The organism is Kitasatospora sp. NPDC096128 (genome assembly GCF_040303105.1).
In the GTDB taxonomy this organism is placed as follows: domain Bacteria; phylum Actinomycetota; class Actinomycetes; order Streptomycetales; family Streptomycetaceae; genus Kitasatospora.
In genome coordinates this window covers 103,932-122,510 of the sequence record NZ_JBEOSP010000025.1, presented here as the reverse complement: position 1 = coordinate 122,510, position 18,579 = coordinate 103,932, and the positions used below count along the sequence as shown (strand labels likewise).

Genomic DNA, 18,579 nt, shown 5'->3' with positions numbered 1-18,579 from the left:
GGTCTGAAAATCACCCGTCACGCCCCTCTCCGCACCCACCCCCTCCACCGCCCCCTCCCGCAGCGCGTCCCTCTCGCCTGGGGAAGGGGAGGGGGAGGGGGGTGGTGCGGGTGAGTGGGTGGGTGCGGGGTGGTGCGGGTTTTGGGGGTGGGGGTGGCGGGGTGGGTTTGGTGGGGGCGCGCGGGGCGCGTGTGCGCCTGTGGGGGGTGGGGTGGTTGGGGGGTGAAGGTGTTGCGTGGCGAGGGGGTGGGGGGCCGGGTTCGGTGGTCCTGGCGGCGGGGGAAAACCGGGCGCCACTAGCATGGTGCCGAATCTCACCCGTCCCACCGGGCCGTGGACGGCACCGGCAGGGGGACGCTTCCAGACATGACGGGGAATCAGATGGCAGGGGATCACCCTACTCCGGGTGCAGGCGATGCATCGTCGCAGGACAATCGGGGCGTTTCGTTCGGGCGGCCGGCGGGCGGTGTGGATCCTGCCGCTGTCGCGGACCAGATGACACAGCTCGACGGCTCGGCGGTTCCGGGGCAGGGCGTTCAGCCGCCGGCTCAGCCGCCGATGCCGCCGGCGCCCCCGGCGCAGCCTCCGGTGGGTGGGGTCGACTACGGGGCGTACGCGGCGACGGCGCCCGGGATGCCGGCGCAGGCGCCGGTCGGGCCGTACGACCCGGTGCCCGGTGGGGGCTACGCCGGGGCGGAGGCCGGGCAGAGCTACGGCGGTGGGTACAACTACCAGCAGCAGCCGGGGTACTACCCGGGTGCTCCGGAGGCGCCCAAGCAGCGCAACCCCGTGATGCTGTGGGGCGGGATCATCGGCGGTGTGCTGGCGATCGCGATCGTGATCGGGCTGGTCGTCCTGCTCCAGCCGAGCGATCCCCCCAAGCCGGACCCGGGTCCGGGACCGGTGGCCAACTCGAGCGGCTCCACCACGGTCGGGGGTGACAACGGCGGGAACACCGTCGCGCCGGGGCCGGACAACAACAGCACCAAGGCGACGTTCAACGTGGCCTGGAACGCCCCCGCGCCGGCCAACACGGATGCCACCAACCAGCTGCTCGGCATCTGGGGCACCGACAAGTACGCCGTCCGCGTCGACAGCGACGGCGTCAAGGCCTACAACCTCGTCGACGGCAAGCAGGCCTGGAACATCCCGGCGCCGGCCGGCAGCAAGGAGGTGTGCAGCGCCTCGTACACCTCCAACTCCAAGAACATCGCCGCCGTCGCCTTCAACACCGGTGACTACGACTGCTCCACCATCGGCGCCATCGACCTCACCCAGGGCAAGCTGCTCTGGACCGTCAAGGCCACGGCGGACCGGCTGTCCCAGCCGACGCTGAGCGTCACCGACAACGTGGTCGCCGTCGGCGGCAACGCGGTGGCCGGGCTGAACATCGCCACCGGGCAGCCGGCCTGGCAGTACCAGCCCCGCGACAAGGACTGCACCATGCGGGCCCGCGCCGCCGGCAACCAGATCGCGATCAGCGACCGCTGCTACATGACCAGCGGTCCGAAGTCGCAGCTGGTGATCGTGAACGCCGACAGCGGCAAGCCCGCGAGCTCGCCGATCACCCTGACCGGCACCATCGAGCAGGTCGACGCGGTCATCCAGGACAAGCCGCTGGTCCTGCTGATCACCAACGGCCCGCAGGGCGACTACATCCTGCCGTTCGACAAGGACAACAAGCCGGGCAACCAGATGTCCGTCAAGGAGCCCGGCTCGGACAGCCTGCGGCTGACCGGCCAGGACAGCGCCTTCACCCGCAACGTGGTCAGCGGCAACACGATGTACGTCCAGGTCAACCCGACCAAGCCGGCCATCAACGCCTACGACCTGACCACCGGCAAGCGGCTGTGGGCGGCCAGCCCGGGTACGGCCAGCGGCAGCGACATCCGGCTGGTCACCGGCACCGACAAGGACGGCAAGGTGCGCGCCGTGGTCTCGCAGGGCTACGACAAGCCGTCCCGGCTGGTGACGCTCTCGCCGACCGACGGGTCGATGACCGACATCGGCACCGTCGCGAACGCGAACGGGAAGTTCGACATCAGCATGAGCACGTCGGTGTACTTCGTCTCGGACGACGGCAACGCGGTGTACGCGTTCCGCCGCTACACCAGCACCGACGGTCCGCTGACCAAGTGGCGGAAGTGACGCCGGAGGACTGACGCGGCAGTCACGGGCGGGGCGGGTTCGGAGCGATGGCTCCGGAGCCGCCCCGCCTTCGGTTTTCCGGTCGGGCCGCTCGTCGGGCATGCGAGGATTCGGTCCATCAGCCAGACGAAGGAGTGCAGCGAGTGCCCGGCACCAACCTGACCCGCGAAGAGGCCCGTACCCGGGCCGACCTCATCCGGGTGGACGCGTACGACATCGAGCTCGACCTCGGCTCGGCCCGCGAGGGCGGTACCTTCCGGTCCACGACCGTGGTCCGGTTCTCCGCCACGACCCCCGGCGCCGACAGCTTCATCGACCTCGTCGCCCCGGGCGTCGAGGAGATCACCCTCAACGGCACGGCGCTCGACCCGGCGAGCTTCGCCGACAGCCGCATCCCGCTGCCCGGCCTGGCGGCCGAGAACGAGCTGCGGGTCGTCGCGAACTGTGCCTACAGCAACACCGGTGAGGGTCTGCACCGGTTCGTCGACCCGGTCGACGGCGAGACCTACCTGTACACCCAGTTCGAGGTGCCGGACGCCCGGCGGGTCTACGCCAACTTCGAACAGCCGGACCTGAAGGCCACGTTCGCGTTCACCGTGACGGCCCCGACCGGCTGGGTCGTGGTCTCCAACTCGCCCACCCCCGAGCCGGTCGGCGAAGGCGCCACCCAGGTCTGGAAGTTCGAGCCCACCGGCCGGATCTCCAGCTACATCACCGCGCTGGTGGCCGGCCCGTACGTCGGGGTCTTCGACACGTACGAGAACGGCGAGCAGCGGGTGCCGCTGGCCGTCTACTGCCGCCCCTCGCTGCGCGAGTTCCTGGACGCCGAGGCGATCTTCGCCGTCACCAAGCAGGGCTTCGACTACTTCCAGGCGAAGTTCGACTTCCCGTACCCGTTCCCCAAGTACGACCAGCTGTTCGTCCCGGAGTTCAACGCCGGCGCGATGGAGAACGCGGGTGCCGTCACCCTGCGCGACCAGTACGTGTTCCGCTCCAAGGTGACCGACGCCGCGTACGAGTCGCGCGCCGCGACGATCCTGCACGAGCTGGCCCACATGTGGTTCGGCGACCTCGTCACCATGGAGTGGTGGAACGACCTCTGGCTCAACGAGTCCTTCGCGACCTTCGCCGAGGCCGTCTGCCAGGCGGAGGCCCCCGGCTCCAAGTGGCCGCACTCCTGGACCACGTTCGCCAACCAGATGAAGACCTGGGCCTACCGGCAGGACCAGCTGCCGTCGACCCACCCGATCATGGCGGACATCAACGACCTGGAGGACGTCCAGGTCAACTTCGACGGCATCACCTACGCCAAGGGCGCCTCGGTGCTCAAGCAGCTGGTGGCGTACGTCGGCCAGGACGCCTTCTTCGAGGGCGTGCGGGCGTACTTCAAGCGCCACGCCTGGGGCAACACGCGGCTGAGCGACCTGCTCGGGGCGCTGGAGGAAGCCAGTGGGCGGGACCTGAAGGCCTGGTCGAAGGCGTGGCTGGAGACGGCCGGGATCAACGTGCTGCGGCCGTCGGTGGTGCTGAACACCGACGGTGAGATCGAGTCGTTCACCGTGCTGCAGGAAGCCCCCGCGCTGCCGGCCGGGGCCAAGGGCGAGGCCGTGCTGCGACCGCACCGGATCGCCATCGGCTTCTACGAGCTGGTCGACGGCTCCCTGGTGCGCACGGACCGGATCGAGCTGGACGTCGACGGCCCGCGCACCGAGGTGCCGGAGCTGGTCGGGCGGCACCGGCCGGCCGTCGTCCTGCTGAACGACGACGACCTGTCGTACGCCAAGATCCGGCTGGACGAGGACTCGATGGCCGTCGTCACCGAGCACCTCGGCGGCTTCACCGACTCGCTGCCGCGCGCGCTGTGCTGGGCCTCCGCCTGGGACATGACCCGCGACGGCGAGCTGGCCGCCCGTGACTACCTGTCGCTGGCGCTGTCCGGCATCGCGCGGGAGAGCGACATCGGCGTGGTGCAGTCCGTGCAGCGCCAGGTCAGGCTGGCCCTGGACGCCTACACCGACCCGGAGTGGCGCGAGCAGGGCCTGCTGCGCTGGGCCGCCGCCGCCGAGGAGCACCTGCGGGCCGCCGAGGCCGGCAGCGACCACCAGCTGGCCTGGGCCCGCGCCTTCGCCTCGGTCGCCCGCACGGACGGTCAGCTCGACCTGCTGGCCGGACTGCTGGACGGCTCGGTGGAGCTCAAGGGCCTGGCGGTGGACACCGAGCTGCGCTGGGCGCTGCTCGCCCGGCTCTCCGCCACCGGACGGGCCGACGAGGCCGCGGTCGTCGCGGAGCTGGAGCGGGACAACACCGCGGCGGGCCAGGAGCACGCCGCCAGCTGCCGTTCGGCGTTCCCGACCGCGGAGGCGAAGGCCGCGGCCTGGGCCGCGGTGGTGGAGTCGGACAAGCTCACCAACTACGTGCAGGAGGCCGTGATCGCCGGCTTCCAGCAGTCGGACCAGCGGGAGCTGCTGGCGCCGTACGCGGAGAAGTACTTCGCCGCGGTGAAGGGCATCTGGGAGACCCGCAGCCATGAGATCTCGCAGCAGATCATCGTCGGGCTGTACCCGGCGCTGCAGGTGTCGGAGGAGACGCTGACGGCGACGGACGCCTGGCTGGCCTCGGCCGAGCCGGCTCCGGCGCTGCGGCGTCAGGTGGTCGAGGCGCGGGCCGGGATCGAGCGCGCGCTCAAGGCCCAGGCGGTCGACCGGGCGGCCGGGGCCCGCTGACCCGGTGTGAACGCCCGAAGGGGGCGCCGGACGGATCGTCCGGCGCCCCCTTCGGGTTCGTGCGGGTCCTGGTGGACTCGGTTACTTCTTCTTCTTGCCGTACGGCAGACCGGCGAGGGCCGCGATGACGACGAACGCGGCGAGCGGGATCAGCACGTACAGGCCGATGGTCTGGCCGACGCTCAGGCCGGGACCCGGGTCGTCGCCGTCGTCCCTGGTGAGGGCCATGGCGGGCGACGACAGCAGCATCATCAGCGTGACCGTTGCGGAGACCGCGCCGGCTCGCAAAGCGTTCCTCTTGTCCACGATTCCAACTTACCCGCCGCTTACGGGACGGCGCGCGTCGGGGTGGTGCCGGCGGTTCCGGTTACCGGTTCCGGGGGCTGGGCGGGGCCAGGAGGTGCGCGAGGAGGCGGGCGGCGGGTGCCGCGGCGAGGCGGTCCAGGGTGACCGGGTCGCCCGCGCCGTCGGCGACCGGCAGGCGCCAGTTCGGGTACTGGTCCCAGGTGCCGGGCAGGTTCTGCGGGCGCGGGTCGCCGACCAGGTCCGGCAGCCAGACGCCGACCAGCTCGGCCGGGGTCGCCCGCAGGAAGCGGTACAGGACGGGCATCGTCAGCGGCTCGCCGGGGGCGAGCAGGCCGAGGGCGGTCAGTTCGGCCTGCCAGGCCGCCAGCTCGTCGGCGGCCTCCCCCTGCTCGTCCGCGAGCGGACGGGCCAGCAGGCCCAGGCGGTGGCGCAGCTCGACGTGCTCCCCGGAGAGGCGGGCGGCGGTGCTCGGCAGGTCGTGGGTGGTGAGGGTGGCCAGGCAGCCGGGGCGCCAGCGGTCGGGGGGCAGGATGTGGCCGTCGGACTGCCAGTCCCGTTCGAACCAGAGCACGGAGGTGCCGAGGATGCCGCGGGCCGCCAGCTCCTCGCGCACGCCCGGCTCGACCGTGCCCAGGTCCTCGCCGATCACCGCGGTGCCGGCCCGGTGCGCCTCCAGCGCGAGGACGCCGAGCATCGCCTCGGCGTCGTAGCGGACGTAGGCGCCCTCGGTGGGCGGGTGGCCGTTCGGCACCCACCAGAGGCGGAACAGGCCCATCACGTGGTCGATGCGAAGGGCTCCGGCGTGGCGCGCCGCCGCCCGCAGGAGTTCCGCGTACGGGGCGTAGCCGGCCTGCGCCAGGGTGTCCGGGCGCCAGGGCGGCAGGCCCCAGTCCTGGCCGTGGGCGTTGAAGGCGTCCGGCGGGGCGCCGGTCGAGATGCCGCCCGCCAGGACGTCCTGGAGCGCCCAGGCGTCGGCGCCGGCCGGATGGACGCCGACCGCGAGGTCGTGGATCAGGCCGACCGGCATGCCCGCGTCGCGGGCGGCGCGCTGCGCGGCGGCGAGTTGCTGGTCGACCTGCCAGGCGAGCCAGCGGTGGAACTCGACGGTTTCCTGGAGCTCCTTGGCTGCCTGCTCGACGTGTGGGCCGTTCGGGTGACGCAGGCCCTTGGGCCAGTGCTGCCAGTCGGTGCCGTGCACCTCGGCCAGGGCGTTCCAGAGCGCGTGCCGGCTCAGCCACTCGCCCTCGCGGCGCTGGAACGCCTCGTAGGCGGCCTGGCGGCCGGGGCCGCGCGGGACCTCGTGGAGGAGCTGGAGCGCCTCGCGCTTGAGCGCCCAGACGGCGTCGCGGTCGACCAGGCCGTCGTGGGTGAGGACCTCCTCGCGCAGCCGGGCGGCGCGATGGGTCAGGTCGTCGGCCCGTCGGCGCTGCTCGGCGGTGAGGTGGCCGTACTCGGGGACCGCCTCGATCCGCAGGTGCACCGGGTCGGCGAAGCGGCGGGAGGAGGGGCGGTACGGGGACGGGTCGGAGGGCGTGCCGGGGGCCGCGGGCAGGGCCTGGTGCAGCGGGTTGATCTGCACGAAGCCCGCGCCGAGGGCGGCGCCGGCCCACTCGGCGAGTTCGGCGAGGTCGCCGAGGTCGCCCATGCCCCAGGAGCGGTCGGACAGGACGGAGTACAGCTGGGCGAGGAACCCCCAGCTGCGGCCGGGGAGCCGGGGCAGCCGCTCCGGGGCGACGACGAGCGGCGCCCGGGCGGACCTGCCGTCGGTCTCGGCCGTGAGGGTGTGCCGGCCGAGCGGGAGGTCGGCGGGCAGCCAGTGCGAGTGGCCCCGCGGGAGCCGCCAACTGCCGCCGTCCTCCAGCTCGATGTGCAGCAAGGCGTCCGCCGGGACGTCCAGCGCGGTGCGGCGGCCCTGCCGCACCACCACGCAGGGCGGCAGCAACCTGCCGCGCTGCTCGGCCCGGTGGCGCTCCAGCGCCTCCCGCACCTCCTCCGGCGAGCCGGCCGCCACCCCGAGCGCCGCCAGCACGGCGACCAGCGTGCGCGCGCCCACCGCCTGCCCGCCGGCGCCCGGGTAGTCGGTGTCCACCCCGTACGCCCGTGCCAGCGCGACCAGTTCGGCGGGGGGTGGCGGTGCGTCCTGCGCGGGGACCTTCACTCCGTCGGCTCCGTCACTGTCGTGGTATGCGGCCACTCGCGGCTCCTGCGATGTCTCGGCAACGCCTGGTCAGGACTCCCCAAGTCCTACCCGGGTAATCGCGCGGCGACGCTGCGCGACACGAGTGCGCGCGATGGATCGAGCGCTGACGGAGAGTCAGACCAACGGGAGATTCAGGTGCAAACCAGGCATAGCCGTCGACGGCGTTGACACCGGGTTGGGTAGCTGGTGGGCTTGCCCGCATTGTGGTCCAGGCCTGGCGAGGAGGCCCCTGTGCAAGCCCGTGTGTCCGTGGTGGCCGGGCGGCGGCTGCGTCAGCAGTTGGAGCAGAGTCCGGCGTTGCGCGAGGTACTGCACCATCCGGCGGCGCTGGCCGCGCGGCGGGCGACGGCGCGGACCTGCCGTCAGCTGGTGCCGCGGACGGCGGACCGGCTGATCGCCGACCTCAAGGGGACGGAACCGCTGTTGGCCTCGGTACGGGCGGAGCGCGCGGCCGGACGGCCGGGGCGGCGGACCATGCAGATCGCGGCCGGGGTCGCGACCGCGGCCGTGGTCGGCGGGCTGCTGGCCGGGCCGATGCCCTCGGCGGCGTACGCGGCGACCCCCGGGACGGACGTGGTGAGCACCGCGCCCCAGACGCCGCTGGGCAGCGTGACGAACCCCCAGGTGTTCCCGCACCCGCAGGAGCAGACCGTGGCGGGCCGGGCCGTCACCGTGCCCGCCGCCGTGACGCTGGTCCCCGCGCCCAAGGTGGACCGGGGCGCGGTGGACGCCGTCCGCGAGGTGCTCACCATCGCCGGGGCCACCGCCCTGACCCCGCAGGCCGACGGCGGCACCCCCGCCGCCGGCTCCCTGGTGGTGTACATCGGCGGGCCCGCCGAGGGCGCCGAGGGCGAGGTCGACCGGACGCTGCGCCAGCTGGCCGTCGCGGCCGGCGGCAAGGACGGCTCCGCGCCGTCCACCGCCGGCATGCCGCCCGGCGGCTACGTGCTGTCCGTCGGCCAGCTGCCCGCCCAGGGCGGCGGAACGTACGGCGCGGTGGTGCTCGCGGGCACCGACGCGGCCGGCACCTTCTACGCCGCGCAGAGCCTGCGCCAGCTGCTCGCCGCCGTACCCGCCGGCCAGGGCCAGGGGCCCGGCGCGGCCGGACTCGGCCTGCCCGGCATCACCCTGCGGGACTGGTCCAGCGGCGCGGCGGTGCGCGGCACCGCCGAGGCCTTCTACGGCACCCCGTGGACCGCCCAGCAGCGACTGGACCAGGTGGACTTCCTGGGCCGCTCCAAGCAGAACTTCTACCTCTACGCCCCCGGCGACGACCCGTTCCGGCTCAGCCGCTGGCGCGACGCCTACCCCGCCAACCAGCAGTCCGAGCTGCGCGAACTCGGCGACCGGGCCCGGCAGAACCACGTCACCCTCGGCTACGCGATCGACCCCGGGCAGTCCCTCTGCTTCAGTTCGGGCAAGGACGTCGACGCGCTGGTCGCCAAGCTGGACGGGCTGCGCAAGCTCGGCTTCACCGCGTTCCAGCTCCAGTTCCTGGACGTCAGCTACGACGAGTGGCACTGCGACGACGACCGGGACGAGTACGGCACCGGCCCGGCCGCCGCCGCCAAGGCGCAGGCCGCGCTGGTCAAGAAGGTCCAGGACCGGCTGATCGCCAAGAACCCGGGGCTGGCGCCGCTGTCGATCGTCCCGACCGAGTACCACAAGCAGGGCTCCACCCCGTACCGCAAGGCGCTGGCCGACGCGCTGCCCGGCGGCGTGCAGGTCGCCTGGAGCGGCGGCGGGGCGATCCCGGAGAAGATCACCGGCGCCCAGGCCTCGGACACCGGCAGCCTGTACGGGCACCCGCTGGTCACCATGGACAACTACCCGGTCAACGACGCCAGCCCGGACCGGCTCTTCCTCGGCGCCTACACCGGCCGCGAGCCGGAGGTGGCGACCCGCTCGGCGGTGCTGCTGACCGGCGCCATGCAGCAGCCGGTGGCCTCCCGGATAGCCCTCGCCACCGCCGGCGACTTCGCCTGGAACCCGGCCGGCTACAAGCCCGAGGACTCCTGGCAGGCCGCCGTACGCTCGCTCGCCGGGCCGACCGGCGCCGGCGCCACCCCCGCCGGATCGGCGCTGTCCGCCGTCAAGGCGCTGGCCGGCAACAGCACCTCCTCCCCGCTGGCCAAGCAGGAGTCCGGCTACCTCCAGCCGCTGCTCGACCAGTTCTGGGCCAACGCCGAGCCCACCTCCGGCGCCACCCCGGACCTCGCCAAGCTGATCGCGGCGGCGGGCCCGCTGCGGGACGCCTTCACCGCCATGGCCGGCGCCCAGCAGACCCTGGCCGGCACCGACGCCACCGCCCAGCTCGCCACCGAGGCCGGCCCCTGGCTCGGCCCGCTGCGCGACTACGGGCTGGCCGGGCAGGCCGCCCTCGACATGCTGCTGGCCCAGCACGGCGGCGACGGCGCGGCGGCCTGGAAGGCCCGGGTCCAGCTCAACCGGCTGCGCGCCCAGCTCGCCCAGGCCCCGGCGACCATCGGCGCGGGCGTGCTCGCGCCCTTCCTGGACCGGGCCGTACGCGCCGCCGACAACTGGTCCGGCGTGGTCAGCGGCGGGGTCGCTCCGACCACCAGCATGGGCACCGCGCAGGACCACCTGCCCGCGCTGATGACCGACGGCCAGGCCGGCACCTTCTACTGGAGCTCCGCTCCCCCGCAGCCCGGCGACTCCGTCGGCGTCGACCTCGGCGCCGGGCGGCCGATCAGCGGCGTCACCGTACTGATGGGCGGCTGGGGCAACGGCCCCGACGCGCAGACCGCCGTGGACGACTACATCCGCGACGGCGTGCTGGAGTACAGCACCGGCGCGGGCGGCTGGCAGCAGCTCGCCGTGGTGAAGAACCAGAAGACGGTCAGCGCCCAGTTGCCGCCCGGCACCGTGGTGCGCGCGGTGCGGCTGCGGGCCACCGCCGCCCAGAAGACCGCCGTCGCGGTGCGCGAGTTCACCGTCACCGCCCCGGACGAGTCCCCGGCCAGCGTCAGCGGCGGCCCCGCCGCGCTGCCCGGCTCCTCGGCCGCCGCCGTGCTGGACGGCAACCCGGACACCGCGTACCGCGCGGCCAAGCCTCCGACCGCGCAGGACGAACCGCTCACCGTCGAGCTCGGCGCCGCCCGCCCGCTGGACCGGCTGACCGTCCTCACCGACCCCAACGTGCACGCCACCGCCACCGTCGCGGTGCGGCGTGCCGACGGCAGCTGGACGGACATCGGCGTCATCCAGCCCGGCTACAACGAGCTGCCGGCCGGCGGGCAGCTCGCCGACGCGTTCCGGATCACCTGGAAGCCCGGCGGCGACCCGCCGGTGGTCAACCAGGTCATCCCCTGGTACGCGGACGCCCCGGCCGCCCGGCTGAGCCTCGCCGACCCGGCCCTGGACGTGGTCACCGGCGCCGCCGCGCCCGCGAAGACCCAGGCCACCGTGGAGGCCGGCCGCCCCGAGGGCACCACCGGCGACCTGCGGGTCGAGGTGCCGGCCGCCGCCAAGGGCCTCGCCGTCACCCCGGCCGGCCCGGTCACCGTGCCGCGCGGCGGCCGGGTGGGCGTGCCGCTGCTGGTCACCGCCGTACCGGGCACGCCGTCCGGGACGTACCAGGTGCCGGTGTCCTACGTGGCCGGCGGCACCACCGTGAAGCAGGTGCTGCAGGTCCACGTGGTGCCGCCGACCGGCGGGCCGGACCTGGCGCTCGGCGCCCAGGCGACCTCCTCGGGCGACGAGACGCCGAACTTCCCGGCCTCGGCGGTCACCGACGGCGACCCGAAGACCCGCTGGTCCTCGCCGTCCAAGGACGACGCCTGGGTGCAGCTGGCGCTGCCGCAGGCCGTCCACCTGGGCGCGGCGGTGCTGCACTGGCAGTCCGCGTACGCCTCGTCGTACAAGATCCAGGTCTCCTCGGACGGCAGCAGCTGGACGGACGCCGCGACGGTGGACAACGGCAAGGGCGGGGACGAGACGGTGCGCTTCGACGCCTCGAACGTCCGGTACGTCCGGATGCAGGGGGTGGCGCGGGCCACCAAGTTCGGCTACTCGCTGTACGGGATCGAGCTGTACGCCGTCACGGCGCCGGCCGCGCCGCCGCAGCAGCCGGGTACGACGGGCCAGCCGGGCACGCCGGTGGCGCCGGCCGCTCCGGGCGCGCCGGGCGGGCCCGCCGCTCCGCCGGCGACGAAGCCGTAGGGCGGGCCGGGGTCCGAGTCGGGCCCCGAGTCGGGTTCCGAGTCGGGCGCCGAGTCGGGCGCCGAAGGAAAAAGCGGCGGGCCGCCGGGCTCCCCTTACTGGGGGGCGCGGCGGCCCATGAGGCGCGTACCGACGGTGTGACGGGCCGGCCCTGTGTCGCTTCGGTCAGGCGGAGAGCGGTTCGGGCTGCTCGCCGCGGCGGACGGGGGTGGGATGGGCGACGTGCGCCCGGCCGATCGGGACGGAGTGGGTCGACTCCGTATGGTCGTGGTGCTCGTACTCGCCCCACTGCGGGGCACGCAGTTGGTCACCGCCGCCGTACGGCTCCAGGTAGGGCCGCCAGCGCGGGTCCTTGATCCCGGTGCCGATGATCCGCCAGGCGAGGCCGCTGGGCGGTGCGGGCGGGCGTTTCATCCGCCAGCCGAGTTCGGTCAGGTGGCGGTCGGCCTTGGTGTGGTTGCAGCGGCGGCAGGCCGCCACCACGTTGTCCCACCGGTGCTGGCCGCCCCGGCTGCGCGGGATGACGTGGTCGACGCTGGTTGCGGCGGCCCCGCAGTAGACGCAGCGGCCGTGGTCCCGGGCGAACAGCGCCCGGCGGGTGAGCGGGACGGGCCCGCAGAAAGGGACCCGCACGAAACGGGTCAGACGGACGACGGACGGCGCCGGAAGGGCGCTGGTGGCGCTGTGCAGAGTGACTCCCGAGTCCTCCAGGCTGACCGCCTTGTGGTTGAGGACCAGGATGAGTGCGCGGCGCATCGATACGACGCCGAGTGGCTCGTAGGACGCGTTGAGGACCAGGACATGCGGCACGGATGCCTCCTTGGACGCCTGCGGCGCGTGGCTCGCGCCGGGACGAGCGGTTGGATCGCGCAACTCGTACGCGATCTCCCCCAGTGTCGCCTTACGCCTTCGTACGGCGCCACCACTCCTGTGTAACGGACCTGACGTGAACTCCGGGTGTGGCCTCCGTCATACCCGGTCGTAGCCGGTATGCCCTGGGGAAGGTCCGGTTGCACCCGGGTACCGCCGGGGCGGCGCGCGGCGGGCCGCCGGGGGGTGCGGCTCGGCCGGTCGGAGCAGCGCCGGGGCCCGTTCGGCGGGCGGTTCGCGGCCCTTCGGGGGAGGTGGGGCCGGTGGTGCGGGGTGGTGCCGGGGTGGTGCCGGGGTGGTGCCGGAGTGCTGTTCGGGGGGAGCGCACCGGGGCGTTGACGGGGCGTCCGGGTGCTGGCGCACGCCCGTCGGCATGTCCGGGCTGGTGTTCGGTGCCGGATAGGCTAGCGCGCACGGTCCGCGGGCCGCTCGCGCGGCGCGGGACCGGTCACACCCCCTGCAAGGAAGGTCCCGCACGTGTTCCGCTCCGGCGCCACCGGTCCGACCGACGCGTCCTCGACGCTCTCCACCCCGACGCCGGCCCCCTCCGCCACCACGCCGCAACTGCCGGACCTGCGCATCCCCACCAGCGCGCAGGAGGTCACCGACACCACCAAGCAGGCGGCCAGCTGGTTCGACACCCACTGGCAGAGCTGGCTGGCGGCCGGTCTCCAGATCGTCCTCATCATCGTGCTGGCGCTGGTGCTGCGGGCCGTGGTGAACAAGCTGGTCACCCAGCTGATAGCGCGCATGGCGCGCAGTCACGACCACCACCGGGAGGAGAGCCTGCTCGGCGGGCTGCTGGCCAACCACGGGGTGGTCAACCCGGAGCGGCGCCAGCAGCGGTCCGAGGCGATCGGCTCGGTGCTGCGCAGCCTGTCCTCCTTCACCATCCTGGGCACCGCCGCGCTGATGGTGCTCTCCGCGCTCGGGATGAACCTGGCGCCGCTGCTGGCGAGCGCCGGTGTGGCCGGTGTGGCGATCGGTTTCGGCGCCCGCAACCTGGTCACGGACTTCCTCTCCGGGGTCTTCATGATCATGGAGGACCAGTACGGCGTCGGCGACGAGATCGACACCGGGGTGGCCACCGGCACCGTGCTGGAGGTCGGCCTGCGGGTGACCAAGCTGCGCGGGGCCAACGGCGAGATCTGGTACATCCGCAACGGCGAGGTCAAGCGGATCGCCAACATGAGCCAGGGCTGGGCGACCGCCTCGGTGGACGTGCAGGTCGGGTACAAGGAGGACCTCCAGCGGGTCGAGGACCTCATCCAGGAGACCGCCGAGGGGCTGTCCAAGGAGGCGCCGTACGACGAGCTGGTCTGGGCGCCGGTGTCCATCCTCGGCGTCGAGTCGGTGGCCGCCGACTCGGTGGTGGTGCGGATCGAGGCCCGGACGGCCCCCGGCAAGGCGCCGCTGATCTCCCGGGCGCTGCGCCAGCGACTCAAGACGGCCTTCGACCTGGCCGGGATCAAGGTCAAGGAGGAGGCCGCGGCGGTCGCGACCGGCGTCTCCATCACCGCCGCGGAACCCTCCCCGCCGTCCGCCCTCTCCGACCCCACCTCCCCCCGCTACCGCGCTGCCGAGCCCATCCCCCAGCCCAAGCCCCCGACGGACGACCTGACGAAGCCGTGACGTCCCGCCCGCTCGCGGCGGGCGAAGGGCCCGCCGCTGGGGGTCTCGGGCGGCGGGGATCGGGGCGTCGAGCTGCTCGGCGACCGGCTCCGGCCCGGGGTGGGCCCGGGCCCCGCGTCCGCGGCGGGGTAGGCCGTCCAGCGGGCTACCAGGCGGCGAGGTTCCAGCCGCCGAGGCCGTTGTCGGGGGCGACGGTCTTCTCCTTGGTGTTCACGACCTTCACGACGTCGCCGATCAGCGAGCTGTTGTAGAACGATCCGGCGACGGAGGTGTCGCTGCCGCCCTCCACGTCCTTGAGCGAGACGCAGCCGTGGCTGGTGTTGGCCTTGCCGAACAGGTCGCGCTTGTACCAGTAGTTGCCGTGGACGTAGGTGCCGGACCTGGTCAGCCGCATCGCGTGCGGGGCAGCCGGAATGTCGTACTCGTTGCCCAGGCCGACGGTCTGGGAGTTCATGTGGGTGACCCTCTCCTTGGACATGATGACCATGACGCCGCCCCAGGAGGGGTACTCGTCGCTGCCGAGGGTGGCGGGCACGGTGGTGGACTTGCCGTCCCGCACGATCGTCATCTGGTGCGAGGCGGCGTCCGCGGTCGATATCTGGGAGCGGCCGATGGTGAAGGGCTCGTCCTTGTCGACGTCGCCCCACACGCCGGGGGCGACTTCGACGTTCTTCAGCCGGTAGTGGATGGTGACCTTGGTGTTCGGCTTCCAGTAGTCGGCCGGGCGGAAGTCGATCCGGTCGTCGCCGAACCAGTGGCCCTTCACCTCGGTGCCGTTGTCCGTCTCGAAGGTGATGGCCTTGGCGACGGCGTCCTTGTTCACGACCTTGGCGCTGAAGTCCACCTTGACGATCATGCCCACGCCGTAGGTCTGACCGTCGGCGATGTTGTCGTTGGTCGACACCTGCTTGCCGGGCAAGCCGGTGGTGAAGGCGCTGGTGGCCGCGGCGACCAGACCGTCGGCGTCCGTCGCCTGGGCGTTCACCGTGTACGCCGTGCCGGGGGCGAGTGCGGCGGCGGGCTTCCAACCGGTGCCGTCCTGGGCGATCGAGCCCTGGACGGGCTTGCCGTTCTTGTCCGTCACGTCGACGGCGGTGAGCTTGCCGTGGGAGACGGACACCCGGAGCGCGGTCGACGCGACCCCTTGGGCCCCGTCCTTCGGCTCCACGTCCAGCACCGCGGTCGACGTCCTCGGCGTCGCCACGGCGGGCGCCCCGCCGGAGGCGGCTCCGGAGGCGGCTGCGGAGGCGGCTGCGGAGGGAGCGCCGGAGGCGGCGGTGCCGGCCGGCGCGGCGTCACCGCCGCCCTCGCCCTTGCCGTCGCCGCAGGCCGCGGTCAGCAGCAGGACCCCGCCCATCGCCAGTGCCACCGCGCCGCGGTGGAGACGGTCGCTGGTGCGTATCGCGGCCCGGGCCGCCCGAACAGTGCTCACAGTTGCTCCCTCTCGGTGTTTCGCCGTCAGCTTGTGCGCCGGTTCGTCCCGGCCGCAACGGTGGGCCGACGATCAGGGACGCGGGGACGCCGCTACCCGGTTTGAGCTGCGAAGACGTAATCTTCCTGGGACGCGTTCGCGGGGCTCGGGGAGGGCGCGGCCGGCTCCGCAGGAGCCCTCGGGGGGAACCGTGGGACGGTCTGCGGCGTACTTGTCTGCCGGGGCTCGTGTCGGCCCGCATCCGGGGGCCCGGCGTCCTGGTGGTCCGGCGGCCGGCGACGGCCGGAGCCGGGGGCGCCGCCGAGGGGGTTCACGAGCCGGGGAGGAACAGTGCCAGAGGGGACCGGGGATTTGCGGGAGGCGGACGAGGTTGCGCGGCTGCTCCAGGAGCTGAAGAGCCGGTCGGGGCTCAGTTACGGCGCGCTGGCAAAACAGCTGCACGTGAGCACGTCGGCCCTGCACCGCTACTGCAACGGTGACGTGATGCCGGTGGAGTTCGCCCCGCTGGAGCGCCTCGCGCGGCTGTGCCGGGCGACTCCGGAGGAGCGCACCGAGCTCTACCGGCTGTGGGGCATCGCCCACGCGGCGCGGGCGAACCGGCAGGCTCCCGCGCCCGCACCGGCGGAGGAGGCTTCGACGGCGGCCCCGGTGGCGCGGACGGTGCCGGACACCCCTGAGGCGCCCGCACCGGCGGAGGAACCGGCCGTGGAAGGCGCCACCGGGACCGGCGCGGCCGCCCCGGAGCGTGCCCCCGCCGTACCGCCGCAGCGGCGTTTGCGCCGGGGCGCACTCGCCGCCGTGACGGCCGCAGCGGTGCTCGCCGCCGTCGGGGCCGTCGCCACCGGCCTGGAGACCCGCGCGGACGGCCCGTCCGCCTCCGTGCCCGCCCGGGCCGTTGGCGCCGGTCCGTCCGCCGAAGCCCCGATGCCGGCCCCTTTCGCCGGGCCCGTCGGTGCCGCGGACCAGGGCGCGAGCGCCCCGGTCACCGTCGCGGTCCACCCCTCGCACGGGGGCGCCGAGTGCGACAGGTACGTGGTCGATCGTCCGCCGTCGGACGTCCCCCGCCCGCCCGCGCCGGTGGACGTCCCGGCCTGGATCTCCCTGGTCGGCGCGGTCCCCGGCAACTACCAGTCGGTCGAGCTCACCGTGCAGGGCACCGGCAGCGAGACCGTGGTGCTGACCGCCCTCAACGTCCGCATCGCCCGGATCGCGGCCCCGCTCGCCTGGAACGCCTACTCCATGGGCGAGGGCTGCGGGGGCGGAGTCGGCGTCAACTCCTTCGACCTCGACCTGGACGCGGCCCTCCCCCGTCCGGTCCTGTTCAACGGCGTCGGCCTGCCGCTCAAGGTGAGCGAGCGGGATCCGGAGGTCATCGAGGTGAGCGCCAGGACCGTCTCCCACGACGTCAGCTGGTACCTGGAACTGGAGTGGACCAGCGGCAACCGCAAGGGCACGCTGACCATCGGCCCCGGCGCGGGCACGCCCTTCCGCACCAGCGCGCTCAAGGGCCGGCCGCTCTACAGCTACCCGATCGACGGGAAGGCCTGGGCACCCAGCCCCTTCCAGCAGTGACGGCCGAGCGGGGCCCGGAGCCGGGGCCCCGCCGTCCGCCCGCTCTCCCGGAGCCGGGCCGTTGTCGGCCGGGCCGCCCACGAATGGCGGTGCGTGCAGGTCTGCCCGGAAGGGGCGGGCGACGTCGGTGGAGCCCCCATGAGCAGAGCCCTGTTTTTTTTGCGGCTGTTCGGTGCGACCCGGGCCGGTAACGAGTCGGCATCCTCCGGCGGCGCGGGCATTGACACTGTGCTGACGGGGACCGTACGGTCCTGTGCCAAGCGACTGGAAAGTTTCCTAACAGTTCACGTCGACCGGTGGGAAGGGGAGGATCCCGGCATGACCAAGAGCACCGCCAAGGCTCCTCTCGCCGGTACGCCGAGCCTGTTGCGCGCCATCAACGACCGGGCCGCCCTCGAACTGCTGCTGGAGAAGGGGCCGTTGTCCCGGACCCAGATCGGGGCGTTGACCGGGCTGTCGAAGCCGACCGCGTCCCAGTTGCTGGCCCGGCTGGAGGCAGCCGGGCTGGTGCTGCCGGTCGGGACCACCGAGGGTGGGCCGGGGCCCAACGCGCAGCTGTACCAGGTGAATCCGTCGGCCGGGTACGTGGCCGGGCTGGACGTCACCAACAGCGGGATCCGGGTCGCCGTCGCCGACATCACCGGCAGCACGCTGGCCGAGCACACCGTGGCCACCCGGGGCGTCCCGGCCGCCGGGACGGTGTCGCACGTGGCCGCGGCCGTCGGCGAGGCGGTGCGCGCCGCCGGGCTGCCGGCGGGGAGCCTGCGCAACGTCGCGATCGGGGTCGGCGGCGCGCCGGACCCGGTCACCGGGAAGCTGCGGTACGCCTCCCACCTGCCCGGGTGGCACTCGCCCCGGCTGGTCGAGGAGCTGACCGCCGCGGTCGGCGCACCGGTGTCGATCGAGAACGACGTGAACCTGGCCGCGGTCGCCGAGCAGGCCTCCGGTGCGGCGGCCGGCTTCGAGGACTTCGTCCTGCTCTGGGCCGAGGCGGGGGTCGGCGCCGCGGTCGTGATCGCCGGGCGGCTGCACCGGGGCTTCACCGGCGGCGCCGGGGAGGTCGGCTACATGCCGGTGCCCGGCTCACCCGTCCAGTGGGACGCCCGCCGCCGCAAGTTCGGCGGCTTCCAGGCCCAGGTCGGCGCACCCGCCGTCCGGGCTCTGGCGCGGGAGCACGGGCTCGGCGCGCCCACCGCGGAGGAGTCGATCGCCAAGGCCCTGGAGACCCCGGGCGCCGGTGACGCCTTCCTCACCGAACTGGCCGGGCGGCTCGCCGTCGGGCTGTCCGTGATCGTCGCCGTGGTCGACCCCCAGCTGGTGGTCCTCTCCGGCGCGGTGCCGAGCGCGGGCGGCGAACAGCTGCGCGCGCTCGTCGAGGACGAACTGGCCCGGATCTGCCTCGCCAGACCGGAGATCCGCAGCAGTGCCCTGCCCGGTTCGCCCGTCCTGATCGGCGCCCTGCAACGCGCCCTCACGGACGCCCGCGAGGCGGTCTTCTCCACCCACTGACGCCA

At 73.7% G+C, this 18,579-nt stretch carries 10 protein-coding genes; 6 read left to right on the top strand and 4 right to left on the bottom strand.

Going from position 1 to position 18,579, the window contains the following annotated elements:
* Nucleotides 1-588 precede the first annotated feature (588 nt).
* Together ABTY61_RS26270 and pepN are read left to right on the top strand one after the other, a co-directional pair.
* Nucleotides 589-2,148 carry an outer membrane protein assembly factor BamB family protein gene (locus ABTY61_RS26270; protein WP_350507534.1) on the top strand — a complete coding sequence of 520 codons (1,560 nt, stop codon included), beginning with the start codon at nt 589-591 and terminating at the stop codon, nt 2,146-2,148.
* Between the two features lie 143 nt (nt 2,149-2,291).
* On the top strand, nt 2,292-4,871 hold the full coding sequence (pepN, locus tag ABTY61_RS26265; RefSeq protein ID WP_350507533.1) for an aminopeptidase N: 2,580 nt from the start codon (nt 2,292-2,294) through the stop codon (nt 4,869-4,871).
* 81 nt (nt 4,872-4,952) lie between these two features.
* Here the strand turns inward: pepN and ABTY61_RS26260 are convergent, their stop codons facing one another.
* Together ABTY61_RS26260 and malQ are read right to left on the bottom strand one after the other, a co-directional pair.
* Complete coding sequence (locus tag ABTY61_RS26260) at nt 4,953-5,177, bottom strand: hypothetical protein (protein ID WP_350507532.1); 225 nt, start codon at nt 5,175-5,177, stop codon at nt 4,953-4,955.
* Between the two features lie 61 nt (nt 5,178-5,238).
* A complete protein-coding gene (malQ, locus tag ABTY61_RS26255) occupies nt 5,239-7,371 on the bottom strand; it encodes a 4-alpha-glucanotransferase (protein ID WP_502895437.1) in 2,133 nt (710 codons plus the stop codon).
* A gap of 237 nt (nt 7,372-7,608) precedes the next feature.
* On the opposite strand from malQ, the gene ABTY61_RS26250 reads away from it, so the two are divergent.
* Nucleotides 7,609-11,559 carry a beta-N-acetylglucosaminidase domain-containing protein gene (locus ABTY61_RS26250; protein WP_350507531.1) on the top strand — a complete coding sequence of 1,317 codons (3,951 nt, stop codon included), beginning with the start codon at nt 7,609-7,611 and terminating at the stop codon, nt 11,557-11,559.
* 165 nt (nt 11,560-11,724) lie between these two features.
* Here ABTY61_RS26250 and ABTY61_RS26245 read toward each other — a convergent pair whose 3' ends face one another.
* Nucleotides 11,725-12,369, bottom strand: a complete 645-nt coding sequence (locus tag ABTY61_RS26245) for an HNH endonuclease (RefSeq protein ID WP_350507530.1) — start codon at nt 12,367-12,369, stop codon at nt 11,725-11,727.
* Between the two features lie 537 nt (nt 12,370-12,906).
* Here ABTY61_RS26245 and ABTY61_RS26240 point away from each other — a divergent pair.
* Nucleotides 12,907-14,061 (top strand): mechanosensitive ion channel family protein, encoded by a 1,155-nt coding sequence (locus ABTY61_RS26240; RefSeq protein ID WP_502895436.1) that lies wholly within the window; start codon nt 12,907-12,909, stop codon nt 14,059-14,061.
* A gap of 145 nt (nt 14,062-14,206) precedes the next feature.
* Here ABTY61_RS26240 and ABTY61_RS26235 read toward each other — a convergent pair whose 3' ends face one another.
* On the bottom strand, nt 14,207-15,493 hold the full coding sequence (locus ABTY61_RS26235; protein WP_350507529.1) for a L,D-transpeptidase: 1,287 nt from the start codon (nt 15,491-15,493) through the stop codon (nt 14,207-14,209).
* Between the two features lie 330 nt (nt 15,494-15,823).
* Here ABTY61_RS26235 and ABTY61_RS26230 point away from each other — a divergent pair, with 330 nt between their 5' ends.
* On the top strand, nt 15,824-17,065 hold the full coding sequence (locus ABTY61_RS26230) for a helix-turn-helix domain-containing protein (RefSeq protein ID WP_350507528.1): 1,242 nt from the start codon (nt 15,824-15,826) through the stop codon (nt 17,063-17,065).
* 318 nt (nt 17,066-17,383) lie between these two features.
* Complete coding sequence (locus ABTY61_RS26225) at nt 17,384-18,574, top strand: ROK family transcriptional regulator (protein ID WP_350507527.1); 1,191 nt, start codon at nt 17,384-17,386, stop codon at nt 18,572-18,574.
* Nucleotides 18,575-18,579 lie beyond the last annotated feature (5 nt).

Coding starts and splice junctions, on each gene's coding strand:
- ABTY61_RS26225 (WP_350507527.1), top strand. CDS start 17,384: ATGACCAAGAGCACCGCCAAGGCTCCTCTCGCCGGTACGCCGAGCCTG.